A 12102-nucleotide genomic window follows, 5' to 3' on the forward strand; every position below is an offset into this window, starting at 1 on the left:
CTGCAAGCAGGGAGGCAGCCATGCCGCAAGAACCGGAACATCACGATGCCATCGGCATTATCGAACCGCCGCATGTGCGTGCTGAACTGGCCTTCTCGGCGGCGGCCTTCCTGTTTGCAGTTTTTCTTTGGTTCAACACAGGTGCTGAACTGAAAACGGTAAAGGGTGCAAGCGCACTCAACCAGCCCGGCTTCTGGTCGCTTCTGTCGATTTACGGAATGCTGGGGTTTGGCGTGATGAACCTGGGCATCTGCATCCGCCGCAACCTGTCCACGCGCCAGGGAGCGCCAATGGGGCCGGAACTGCTGTTTTGGCTGCGCTCGGCGGAGTTTACCGGCTGGTTTCTGGCCTATGTGCTGATCGTGCCCTGCCTTGGCTACCTGCCGTCCACCTTGCTGTTCAGCACTGCGCTCACCCTTCGGCTTGGCTACCGCAGCGCCAGGTTCCTATGGGTGTCCGTGGGCCTGTCACTGGCTGTGGTGCTGTTCTTCCGCAGCTTTCTGCAGGTGAAGATCCCTGCCGGCGCCGCCTATGAGCTTCTGCCCGCCGGTCTCCGCAACCTGTTCCTGATCTATCTGTAAGAGGCTGTCATGGATCTGCTTTTCTCCGCGCTCGAGATGCTGGCCCGCTGGGACATCCTGATTGCCCTGGTTGCCGGATCACTGGGCGGCATCATTATTGGCGCCATCCCCGGCGTGGGACCAGCGGTTGCCATCGCCATCCTGCTTCCGGCTACATACGCCATGGAGCCGCTTACCGGCCTGACCCTGCTTTTGGGCATCTACGGCTCCTCGATGTTCGGAGGCGCGCTGCCTGCGATTCTGCTGAACACCCCCGGCACCGCGGTCAACGCCCTGACAACCTATGATGGCTACCCGATGACCCGACGGGGTGAGGCCACCCGTGCCATTTCGCTTGCCTATGGCGCGTCCTTCTGCGGCGGGGTCATTTCGGTGCTGGCCCTGATTGCCCTGTCGCCGCTCCTGGCCAGTATCGCTCCGAACTTCGGCGCCAAGGAGATCTTTCTTGCCGCCCTCCTGGGCATGGTTCTGGTCGTCATTGTCCACCGCGGCCAGAACATGGCCGCCGGGGCGCTGTTGTGCTTTGGCATCTTCATTAACACCATCGGTCTGGAACCGATCCGCTATTCGAAACGCTTCACCTTCGATCAGACCTGGCTGGCCTCAGGCATAGACGTCATCGTCGTGGTGCTGGGGCTTTTCGCCCTTAGCCAGGCCTTTGTCCTGCTGCTTGGCAAGGATCAGGATGCGGCAGAGCCGAAAATCGGCCGCGGCGTGTTCCAGCACCTGTTCGAAGTGCTGCGGTTTCCCAAGACCGTACTGTCCTCCTCAGGCTTTGGGGTGATCTTCGGCATCATTCCCGGTGTCGGAGAGTTCCTGGCCCAGTTCTTCTCGTACTCTCTGGCGCAGAAAACTTCGAAGACACCTGAAGAATTCGGCAATGGCTCTCCCGAAGGGATCATTGCCTCGGAGGCCGCCAACAATGCGGTGCCCGCCGCCGCAATGATCCCGCTGCTGGCCCTCGGCATCCCGGGCGAAGCCCTGACCGCGATGATGCTGACCGTGTTCTACGTCCACAACGTGATCCCTGGCCCGGGCCTGTTCGAGCAGCGGCCGGAGTTTATTCTCGGCCTTTACTTGTGCTTGCTGGCGCTGAACGTGCTGGCGCTGGTTTTCCTGATTCTGTTCTCGCGCCAGCTGACCCGGGTCATCATCATTCCCAACCGATACCTCGGCATGATCATCCTCACGCTTTCTTTCGTCGGCGTCTACGCGCTGCGAAACTCGGTGACGGACTGCGCCATCGCTGCCGGTTTTGGTGTGCTGGGCATGGTGCTGAAACGGCTGAACCTGCCGATCGTGCCGATCATCCTCGGCATGGTTCTGGGCGGCATAATGGAAGTGAAGCTGCGCATCGCACTCGCCAATGTGCAAACGCCGCTGGACATGATCAATCGCCCCATCGCCGCCACCATTTTCGGCCTGATCGTTCTGGCGGTCACCCTGCATCTGATTTCGGTCTTCCGGCTCCGCAAGGCGCTGTCAAACCCCGTCTAACCCCTTCAATCCCGGCGCGCGTCCCCTCCGCATGCCGCCGGCCAACCATCTGCAAAGGAATGAACAATGGCAAATCAAGTCCCGGACCGTGCTCAGGTCGTCATCATCGGCGGCGGCGTGCATGGCTGTTCTGTCGCTTATCACCTGGCCAAACAGGGCTGGACCGATGTGGTGCTGCTGGAACGCAAGCAGCTCACCTGCGGCACCACCTGGCACGCCGCCGGACTGGTCGGGCGGCTGCGCGGCGACACGCTGTCGACCGAGTTCGCCTCCTACGGCACCGAAATCATCGAGGAACTTGAAGCCGAGACCGGCCAGACCACCGGCTTCCGCCAAACGGGTTCCGTCACGGTGGCCCGCTTCCCCGACCGGATGCGCCAGCTGCGCCGCCAGATCGACTTTGCGCGGCTGTTCGATATCGAAGCCCGTGAAATCGGTCACGACGAGATCAAGGAACGTTATCCGCTGGTCAATCTGGACGGCGTCGCAGGCGGCGTCTGGATCCCCAGCAACGGCTCCATCAACCCAGTGGACCTGACCACAGCCTTGATCAAGGGCGCCCGCGGACGCGGCGTCCAGGTGTTCGAAGACACCAAGGTCGAGGAGGTCGTGGTGGAGAACGGCCGTGTGACAGGGGTCCGCACCGACAAGGGCCACATTCAGGCCGACGTCGTGGTGAACACCGCCGGCATGTGGGCGCGCGAACTGGGCCGTCAGAACGGGGTCGAAATCCCGCTGCACGCTTGCGCGCATTACTACCTGGTTACCGAAGCGATCCCGGACCTGCCCAAGGACCTGCCTGTGCTGCGGTCCTATGACGATGCCACCTATTTCAAGGAAGACGCGGGCAAGCTCCTGGTCGGCTTTGGCCACCGTATCGTGGTTCCCTACGGCGAAGACGGCATCCCCGAGGACTTCAGCTTCGACTCGCTGCCTTTTGTCGAAGAACACGTCATGGACGTGATGGAAGAGGCGCTGGAGCGGGTTCCGGTGCTTCAGGAAACCGGCATCCGGACCTTCTTCAACGGCCCTGAAAGCTTCACCCACGACGGCCGCGCCACCATCGGCGAAGCGCCGGACATCAAGGGGTACTTCATCCTCGCTGGCGTTAACTCCACCGGCATCCAATGCGGTGCAGGCGCGGGCCGCGCTCTGGCGGAATGGATCGTCAACGGCAAGCCGATGCGCGATCTCAGCGGTGTCGACCCGGCCCGCCTGGAGAGCTTCCAGGCAGGCGATGCCTATCTGCAGCAACGCGCGCCTGAAACGCTCGCCCTGTCCTATGCCCTGCACTATCCGCATCACCAGCGGCACACCGCGCGCGGCATTCGCAAGACGCCGTTCCATCACCTGCTCAAGGACCGCGGCGCCTATTTCGGTGAATCCATGGGCTGGGAGCGCCCGGCCTGGTACGCACCTGCCGGGGCCGAGGCGAAGGCCGAATACTCCTTTGGCCGTGCCAACTGGTTCGAATACGCCCAGGCCGAACAGCAGGCGGCGCGTGAGGCCGTGGCCATCATCGACTACTCCCCGATGGGAAAGACCGAAGTCGAAGGTAAAGACGCCGAAAGCTTCTTGCAGCGCATGTGCACCAACAATATGGCAATTGCCCCGGGGCGGCTGGCCTACACCCTGATGCTGAACGAGGACGGCGGCATCGAAACCGACATGACGGTTGCCCGCCATGCCGAAGACCGCTTCATCGTCACCAGCTCAACCGGACGCCGCCGCCGCGACCTGAACCGGCTGCGCGATCATATCAATCCCGGCGAGGACGTGCGGATCCGCGATGTGACCACCGCCTATGCCGCGTTGTCGGTGATGGGGCCGAAAAGCCGCGCACTGCTGTCTTCGCTGACAGATGCCGATCTGTCGAATGAGGCCTTCCCCTTCAACTCCGGCAAGACCATCCGCATTGGTTATGCAGAGGTTTGGGTCCAGCGCCTGTCCTACAGCGGCGAACTTGGTTTCGAACTCTACATGACGCCGGATCTGGCCGAGCACGTGTTCGATACCATCATGGCGAAGCAGGACGAATACGGCATCCGCCTGCTGGGCACGGATGCGCTCAACGCTCTGCGTATCGACAAGGGATACCTGCATTGGGGCACCGACATGGCCTATATGGAAGCCCCGCATCAGCTGGGTGTCGAGTTCCTATGCAAAACCAAAAAGGACATCCCCTTCATCGGACGCGATGCCTATTTGACCCTCAAGGAAAAGGCACAAGGGCCTTTCCTGTGCGCGATCAAGCTGAACAATGCCGAACCGCTCTTGTTCGGGCGCGAGCCTGTTCTTCGCAATGGCGAGGTGCTCGGCTCCATCAACAGTGCGGCCTACAGCTACATTCAAGGCACCGCCACCGGCCTGTGCCTTCTTGACCTGCCGGAAGGCGCGTCAGGCAAGGCTGACCTTGAAGACGGCCACTATCAGGTTCTGATCGAGGGCGAGGCCGTGGATGCCACTGTCAGCTTGCGCGGATTCTACGACCCCCAAAGCAAGAAGCTTCTGTCGTAGTAAGAGCGCATGCGCCGGTTTTTGTCCCCCCTTGGCCGGCGCATGCCACCCACCTTGTTCAAAACAAGAATTCTGCCATGATCCCTGAACACCCAGTTTCTGCAGATGCAACAACCTTGGCTCTGCTTCTGGTTCCTGGGTTCGACCTGTTATCCCTCGGTGCAGTGACCGAACCGCTTAGAGAAGCCAACCTTCTGGCTGGAAACGAGCTGTACCGTTGGACACTGCACAGCCCGGACGGAAAGCCAGTCACAGACACAAACAGGGCAGCACTCGGCGTGGCATCCGGGTTTGATGATTTTCGCAGTGCAGACATCATGCTGGTGTTCGGCCCTGCTGCGGACCACCCGGTTTCCAAACAGCTGGGAGGCGATCTGCGCGCCGCTTGGCGGCGCGGCGCACGTATTGGCGCGGTTGGCACCGCGGTGCAGCTTCTTGCCAATGCCGGTATTCTCGCAGAGAGGGAGTTCACCCTGCACTGGCAATCCCGCGCGTCATTCTTGGAAAGCCATTGGCATCTCTGCCCTTCCGATCACAGGTTCTGCATCGACCAGCGGATTTTAACATGCGGCGGCGGCATCTCGGCGAGCGACCTGATCCTGCAAGTGATTGAACGCGATCATGGGTTCAATTTTGCCCAGGAGATTGCCGACCTTTGCCTGCACAACGGCCCGCGCAACAGCGGCGTAGCGCAGAAGATGCCTCTGAACCAGCGGTTTGCAACCCGGAACAAAACGCTACTTTCGGTTCTCAACGACATACGCGCCAACCTCAGCAGCGACATTTCCATCGAAACCCTGTGCCTGCGCCACAGCATTTCAAGACGCCAGCTTGAGAGGCTCTTCTCCAGTGAACTCGGGATGACGCCTGCCCGGTTCGTTAAGGATGCCCGCCTCTGCCGTGGCCGACTTCTGCTGATGCAGACCGACTTGACCGTAGGCGAGGTCGCAGCCTGTGTCGGATTTTATTCGGCTTCCAACTTCCGCAATTCCTTCAGGCAAAAATACGGAATTTCTCCATACCAGTTTGCACAGCGAGTCGAAAACGATCCCGCCGCTTGATCATTCATGCCTTAGCGTTTGCTCGCGCTGGCTCCGGTTTGCGGATCAATCGAGTCTCAAGCAGCTGTCCTTCGCGCTGCAAGATCGGGTGAGCCACTGTAACGATCCACGAATGGAATTCCTTAAAAGAATAAGCGGTCTCCAAATGAAGGTCGCTTGTGCGAAAGCTGTTTAGCTCCCCCTCTGCCAATCTCTTGAGATGCTCTTTGCGGCTGTTCCTTTCTATGCGGGCTATTTCGGCCTTCTCTTCAAGCAAAAGGCGCGCGCCCTCCAAGTCAGATCCAATAAGAACATTAGTAGCTTTGTCTAAGTTAGACATTGCCTTTGCATGAAGCGTAAGCAGCTCGGAAAAACCAGCCGGACTGAACTCCAAGCTGCTGCGGTGTTTTTCCTGTGTCAAAGGAACCAGCCGTTTAACCACGATATCCCCCGCGGCCTCCAGTGCGATTGCGTAGTCTACCAGAGCTCGCAATTCCGCGCGAAGTTCCCGACCAATCACAGTTTGATCAATCTCGGCGGAATAGTTGCGCACCTCATTCAAGGCAGAATTAAGCGCGTCCTCGCACCCCCGCTGCCGTTCCAGTGTGTCTTCATCAGCCCGCCTGTACAAATCCATAACCGGGGCAGTCATCTCCTCCACCAACCCTGCCATGCGCAATACTTCCCTCCTCAGCCCGGCCAATGCTAGCGAAGGGCTGGCCAAGTCTGCGCGGTTTAAAACCGACCGGTAGCGCGATGAAAGTTCCTCACCCCGCACTTCATTTTTGGGAAAGATGGCAGCAACTGGTGCTTCCAGTTGAACAGCAAAAGGCACAGTCAATAGCAGTGCTGCATTGAAGGCGATGTGAACAGTAATCAGGGTTTGGGCCGGATCTCTACTCGCCAGGAACACATCAGCACCAGCACTGCTGTTTAAAAGAGAAACAGCCAAGATAGCGCCGCTTCCGCGCAGCAGCATGTTTGCCACTGGCACGCGCCGCGCTACTGGCTCCATACCGCGTGACAACCAGACAGGTATCAAAGCAGAGCCCGCATTGGCGCCTAGCACTAGGGACAGGCCAGTCGCTAGCGAGATTGCGCCGATATCGACGACCGCAACGATCATGAGGATGGCGGCCACAGATGAGTGCATGACAAATGCCAAAATCACCCCAACTAGGAATGCCGTCACAAAGTCTTGTGCCAGGTATCCTGCGACAGCTGGCAGAAACGCACTTTCGCGGAACGGTTCCATTGTTTGCCGGAGGTAACTCAGCGAGACCAGAATGAAGGCAATACCGAGTAGAATCCGGCCGGCTTGTTTCAAACTGCGCTGGTCGGTCTTTAGGAACAGGAAACCACCCGTGGTGAGAAGCACAGGTATGAGCCAGTCCAACCGAAGCGACAAGACCTGGATCAGCATGGCTGAGCCCAGATCTCCACCCAGGACAATTGCAATGCCAGGCACAAAGGAAAGTGCCCCAGCCCCTGAGAAGCCCGCTACCAGGAGGGTAACTGCGGCCGAGCTTTGCAGGACGCAGGCCAGCAATATCCCAAGCGGTGCCAGCATCAGCGGATTTCGCGGCGCAGTCAGCAATCTCTGGAATGCCGAACCAAAGGCCCGTTCAATGCCGGTTCGTACCATACGGACTGCGAACAAAAGCATCATGACCGACCCGGCCAATTGAAAGATAAAACTCAGGATCTGCACAGAGTAACCTTTCCCTGAATTTTCAACGATGGCGAGCATAGACAGGTTGGCCCGTCGCCGGTGGTGAAACTCAGCGCGTCCGCCAGGCTTGCGACCGCTTCAGGACAACGCGGGACACCCAAAGATGGAACAGCCGCGCCGCCAGGTTGGTGTAGAAAATCATCATCCCCATGGCAGCTGCTGGGGCGATATCGCCCGCATCATCCATGTTCAGGATCGCGATCGAAGCAAGGGGCGTATTGTGTGAATACAGGAACACCACCACCGACACCGTGGTCATCGCATTGACGAACAGGTAGATACCGATTTCCAGCAAGGCCGGCGCGCACATCGGCACCGTCACCGTCGAAAACAGCCGGAACACCGGTTGCTTCAGTGACGCGGCCACCGGTTCAAACTCTGCATCAACCTGTTTCAGGGCCGTGGCCGATGTCAGGTAGGCAACCGTGAAAAAGTGAGTCACCGTACTGACCACAAGAATGGCCATGGTTCCATACAGCCAGTTGAAAGGGTTGGCAGCATCGTTGAAGAAGAAGATGTAGGCCAGTCCCAGCACCATGCCTGGAATTGCCATCGGCAGCATAGCGATCCCCTGCAGCAGCCCCCGCCCCGCCGAAAAAGCATTGCCCTTCTCCACGAAGTAGGCGGCCAGGAACACCACGGCGGTTCCGAAGACGGCCGACAGAAGCGCTAGCTTGATCGAGTTGAAATAGGACGCCCAGCCGCCGTCCAACAGGTCGAAGCGGTAGTTGCTCAGGCTGAGGCTCAGGTCATAGGGGTAGAATTTGACCAGCGCCGCGTACTGGCAGACGCCGATGATCCCCAGCAGAAAGACGCACATGGCTGCACAGAAGGCAAAGCACAGCTTGTCCGTCAGAGGCCGCGGCGCAGGCTCATATGGCACAGAGCGCGCAGACAGCAGAGACTGCTGTTTTCCCTGCACCAGCCGGTCCACGGCAAACGCCATAAGCGCCGGGATGATCAGCAGGAAGGATACAACCGCACCCATCTCAAAGTTCTGCTGCCCGATCACCTGCTGATAGATGTCGACTGCCAGCATGGAGTACTGCCCGCCGATCACCTTGGGCAGGCCGAAGTCTGTCATCACCAGGCTGAAAACCACAAAGCTTGCGGAAATCAGGCCGAACCGCGCGCCGGGAAGCGTCACCGTCATGAAGGTCTTGAACGGACTCGTGCGCAGCGAGGCGGCGGCCTCATACAGCCGTGCGTCCGACAGGGTCAGCGCCGTTGCGATAATGATGAACGCATGGGGAAAGGAAAAGAAGATCGACCCCAGCAAGATCCCGATGGGTCCGTAGATGGTTTCCCCCATCAGCATCCATTTCAGCATGCCCTGGTTGCCGAACAGATAGACCAGCGCAATACCGGGCAGCAGCGACGGCACCAGGATCGGCGCCATGGCTGCCAGGCGGAACACCCCCTTGAGCGCCATGCAGGAGCGGTTCAGCGCATAGGCAAAAGCAAAAGCCAGCGAAACCGTAACCGCGGTACTGATTGCCGAGATCAGCAAGGAGTTGCGGATGGACTTGAACAGAACCGGTGTCGAGAAATAAGTCGCGAAGTTGCCGAGCCCGTAACTACGTGACGGTTTCAGCAGTACCTGCCGGAACTCGTTAGAGCTCATTTCAACCCAATTCGGTCCGGAATGGAGCTGGGCGCCCTTCAAGAAAGCCGCATCTTCAGACGCGGTCCGGATCCGGTAGCGCTCCGGGCTGCGGAAGCTGAACTCAGGAAAAAACGCCGTGGCCGAAATGCTGCTGGTCGACTTTGCTGTCAGCTTTTCCTGCGGAAGCGTCTCATTTGCGGCATTCAAGACTGCAGCCGTAAGGACCGTATCATCAAATGTGCCTGCTTCATCGCTGACCTGGAATTCGTACTGCTCCAGCTGGAATGCATAGGTCGAGAACGCCTTTGCCAGCATGGCCCCCATCGGGAAGACCAAAGCGACCAGCAAATACATGAAAATGACAATGATGCCGCCGCGTATGACCAGGTCGTCGCGGGACATCCTGGCCTTCACGCCGGTTTTGGGCAGCGGGTGTGCAGCATCCGTCATTGTGCCGCCTCCTGCAGCGGTTCAAACGCCATCAGGCGATCAACCGGCAGCTCAACCGTCAGGCTTGCCCCCTGGGTCAGCCCCAGCCGGCGCACCGCATTGATTGAGAAATCCGCATAAAAATGCGCGCGCCCTAAGGCTGCGCTGTCCAGATCGCAGCGCCAGAAAGAGCCAAGGAATTCCATCTCCCGGATCATGACGTCAATCCGGCTGGCGTCCTGCGACGGCGCCGCGCCGGTTTCGACAGGCACAACATCCTCTGGCCGGATAACCGCGACCAGGTCCCTGCCCGCGGCGTGGCCGTGGTTGCGGCACCGGAACGTGGAGAAGCCGTTCGAGACTGTATCAGGCCCCGCAGCCGCAACAGCCAGCTGGTTTGTGTCCCCCACAAAGTCGGCCACAAACAGGCTTTCCGGCTCCCGGTAGACTTCTGCAGGCGTCCCGATCTGTTCGATCACACCGTGGTTCATCACCACGATCCGGTCCGCCATCGACAGGGCTTCCTCCTGGTCGTGCGTCACCAGAATTGTCGTGACACCGGTGTCCCGCTGCAGTTCCTTGATCTCGTGGCGCAGGTGGGTCCGCACCTTGGCATCCAGGGCCGACAGCGGCTCATCCAGCAGCAGCAGGCCCGGCGAAACCGCCATGGCCCGGGCCAGGGCCACGCGCTGCTGCTGCCCGCCCGACAGCTGCGACGGATATTTATTACCCTGGTCAGGCAGGCCGACTAGCGCCAGCAATTCGTTAACACGGGCCTGAATCTCGGACTTTCCAAGCCCCCGGTTTTCAAGCCCGAACCCGATGTTTCGGGAGATGGTGAGATTAGGGAACAGCGCGTAGGACTGGAACACGATCCCGTAGTCACGGGACGAGGCCGGCAGGCTGGTGATATCGTCCCCGCCCTGCCGGATCTGCCCGGAACTGGGCAGATCGAGCCCGGCAATCGCACGCAGCAATGTGGTTTTGCCGCACCCCGACGGGCCAAGAAAACAGACGAGTTCGGATTCCAGAATGGTCAGCGACACGCCCTTCAGAGCGCAGAAACTGCCATAAAATTTTTCGAGATCGGAGATCTCAACATATGGGTTTGCCATGGGATTTCTCCGCTGCCGGACGACCGGGGCTGGTTCATTGCGCGATCATTTGCCGCCGCACTTTTGGTGAAGAAAGAAAAAACCCCGGGCCAGGGAGCAGCAGCCCGGGGTGAATGCCGCCCCTCAGTTCTGAGGGTCGGACTTATGGCCGAAACGGCTTTGCCAATCGCTCAGAATGGTGTCGCGGTTCTTGGCAATGTTCGCAAAGTCGCTGGGGATCATCGCGTCCACGACATTGGACGGGTAATGCTCGTTCGGATTGGACACGCCAGGTTTGGCAACGACGGCATATACTTTTGCATAAACCTCATTGGCGTCCTCTGTCGCCGTCCAGTCCATCAGCGCCTGGGCGGCCTCCAGCTTCGGCGTGCCCGCGACGATGGCGGTTGCCTCCATATCCCAGCCAACACCTTCCGTCGGGATAATGATGTCGATCGGGGCGCCGCTGCCCTTCAGCTTGGTTGCCGCCAGCGCATAGGAGATGCCGATAAGGTTTTCACCCGAAGCGGCCAGCTTGCAGGGCTTCGACCCGGAGTGCGTGTAGCGCGCGATATTTTCATGCAATCCGGCCATGTAACCCCAGCCTTCCTCGCTCCCTTTCAGCGACAGCCAGCTGGTGACGTTCAGCAGCCCCGCACCCGAAGAGTTGGGGTTCGGCATCACAATATGGCCTGCATATTCTGGTTTCAGCAGGTCATCCCAAGATTGCGGCGCTGCGATGCCCAGTTTCTCGCCTTCGACGGTGTTGAAGCAGATCGCGGAAAACAGTGCATTCATGCCAACCCAGCTAGGGGCATCACCATTGTCCACGAACTGGGCATTCAGCGTATCGGCACCTGCGGGGCTGTAGGGCTCCAGCATGCCTTCCAGCTTCAGGGCCATCACTGAGTTGACAGACAGCCCCAGCACCGCATCTGCCTGCGGGTTGTTTTTCTCGGCCAGCAGCTTCGCTGTGATGATCCCAGTGGAATCCCTGACCCAGTTGATCTTGATGTCCGGGTTAGTTTCATTGAAGGACGCAGCATAGCGGTCCAGATCATCTGCGTTCAGAGCAGTATAAACCGTCAGTTCAGTCTCGGCCGACGCGGTTGCTGCGGCACATGCCAGAGCAACTGCCTGAACCAGGGTGTAAAATTTCGACACCATAATCTCCTCCCTATGGGTCTGAGGGTGCGACCGAGCCATCCAAAAGCTGTTTGACCAGACTTTCGAACTGTAAAAACAGCAATTTCTGTCGCGCCTCCCTCCTCCGGTTGATGTTGCGACTAGCAACCTCCACGCGGCAGCCTTGACATTCCGTCAATAACTGAACGCATAGTTCGACTTATGATCATCGCGTCATAGAGTCAATTAAAACTTCACTATAACAACACTCCAAACGGCAAGCAGCCGAGCCGGTACCCTGCGGCTGCACCCGAGCCTGTCGGCGCGGTACCGGGAACTGATCGAGGACTTGGCTGGCGCCCTGAATGCACCAGAGGTGCGGCGGGAGGCGACGGCGGCGCTGCGGGCGCTGATTTCGGAGGCTCGGATGGTTCCGGACGGTGCTACGCCGGGCGGTCATCAGCTTGAACTTGTTGGGGAA

General features: G+C 59.3%; 8 protein-coding genes. 4 read left to right on the forward strand and 4 right to left on the reverse strand.

All coding sequences use genetic code 11. The features are described from left to right. Window positions 1-20: 20 nt before the first annotated feature. The 4 genes from RA21_RS20250 to RA21_RS20265 all read left to right on the forward strand — a co-directional run bounded on the left by RA21_RS20250 (window position 21) and on the right by RA21_RS20265 (window position 5656). The gene (locus tag RA21_RS20250; RefSeq protein ID WP_052257731.1) at window positions 21-581 is read left to right on the forward strand and encodes a tripartite tricarboxylate transporter TctB family protein; all 561 of its coding nucleotides are present in this window, start codon (window positions 21-23) and stop codon (window positions 579-581) included. A gap of 9 nt (window positions 582-590) precedes the next feature. Next, window positions 591-2078, forward strand: coding sequence for a tripartite tricarboxylate transporter permease (locus RA21_RS20255; RefSeq protein WP_039152165.1), 1488 nt, complete (start codon window positions 591-593; stop codon window positions 2076-2078). A gap of 66 nt (window positions 2079-2144) precedes the next feature. Further along, on the forward strand, window positions 2145-4595 hold the full coding sequence (locus tag RA21_RS20260; RefSeq protein WP_039152166.1) for a GcvT family protein: 2451 nt from the start codon (window positions 2145-2147) through the stop codon (window positions 4593-4595). 77 nt (window positions 4596-4672) lie between these two features. Then, window positions 4673-5656 (forward strand): GlxA family transcriptional regulator, encoded by a 984-nt coding sequence (locus RA21_RS20265; RefSeq protein WP_082009017.1) that lies wholly within the window; start codon window positions 4673-4675, stop codon window positions 5654-5656. Between the two features lie 4 nt (window positions 5657-5660). On the opposite strand, the gene RA21_RS20270 is transcribed toward RA21_RS20265, so the two are convergent. The 4 genes from RA21_RS20270 to RA21_RS20285 form a co-directional block, all read right to left on the reverse strand. Further along, window positions 5661-7385, reverse strand: coding sequence for a Na/Pi cotransporter family protein (locus RA21_RS20270; RefSeq protein WP_082009018.1), 1725 nt, complete (start codon window positions 7383-7385; stop codon window positions 5661-5663). Window positions 7386-7416: 31 nt separating this feature from the next. Then, a complete protein-coding gene (locus RA21_RS20275; protein WP_019297965.1) occupies window positions 7417-9423 on the reverse strand; it encodes a putative 2-aminoethylphosphonate ABC transporter permease subunit in 2007 nt (668 codons plus the stop codon). Continuing rightward, window positions 9420-10517, reverse strand: a complete 1098-nt coding sequence (locus RA21_RS20280) for a putative 2-aminoethylphosphonate ABC transporter ATP-binding protein (protein WP_039152168.1) — start codon at window positions 10515-10517, stop codon at window positions 9420-9422. The genes RA21_RS20275 and RA21_RS20280 overlap by 4 nt, the downstream gene beginning before the upstream one ends. Before the next feature lie 123 nt (window positions 10518-10640). Next, a complete protein-coding gene (locus RA21_RS20285) occupies window positions 10641-11663 on the reverse strand; it encodes a putative 2-aminoethylphosphonate ABC transporter substrate-binding protein (protein WP_039152169.1) in 1023 nt (340 codons plus the stop codon). Window positions 11664-12102: the final 439 nt, after the last annotated feature.

It is taken from the genome of Leisingera sp. ANG-DT, from assembly GCF_000813785.1.
Lineage (GTDB): Bacteria > Pseudomonadota > Alphaproteobacteria > Rhodobacterales > Rhodobacteraceae > Leisingera.